This is a genomic window from Streptomyces diastatochromogenes, assembly GCF_002242805.1.
In the GTDB taxonomy this organism is placed as follows: domain Bacteria; phylum Actinomycetota; class Actinomycetes; order Streptomycetales; family Streptomycetaceae; genus Streptomyces; species Streptomyces diastatochromogenes.
Map to the genome: position 1 here is coordinate 1 of NZ_MCGQ01000191.1, position 432 is coordinate 432.

The window sequence follows — 432 nt, forward strand, 5'->3', positions numbered from 1 at the left end:
GCCATATCACGCTGACCAGCCGTGGTCGGGGGTGAGCGCGGCACGGCCAACCCCATGGTCGGGCTGGGCGCGGTGCGGCCGCACTTGTGGTCGGTCTCATGGTCGGGGCGGGGCCGGCGCGACTGTGACGGCATGTAGGCGCACCATCTGTCCCAACAGTGCCCGGGTCAGCGGTCCACGGCGGGCAGGTGGACCAGGCCGGTGTCGTTCATGATGCGGTCGACGGTCTCGTGCAGGGCGCTGTCGGCGCCGATGACGGTCTCGATGCCGCCGGGCAGCAGATCGCGCGCCCGGTACCAGTCGCGCAGCTGCGTCTCGTTGACGTCGTCGGCGATCGGCTTGGTGGCGTGCCGGGCGAGGGTTTCGCCGAACGGCACGTCCAGGTAGTAGCAGTGGGTCGGGCCGCGGTGGTCGGCGCGCAGCTGCGCGAGC

The 432-nt window shown here is 71.8% G+C and carries 1 protein-coding gene; it reads right to left on the reverse strand.

Features of this window, described 5'->3' with window-relative positions:
• Window positions 1-167: 167 nt before the first annotated feature.
• Window positions 168-432: P-loop NTPase family protein (locus tag BEK98_RS47575; protein ID WP_483027334.1), on the reverse strand; the 265-nt coding region annotated here is incomplete at its 5' end.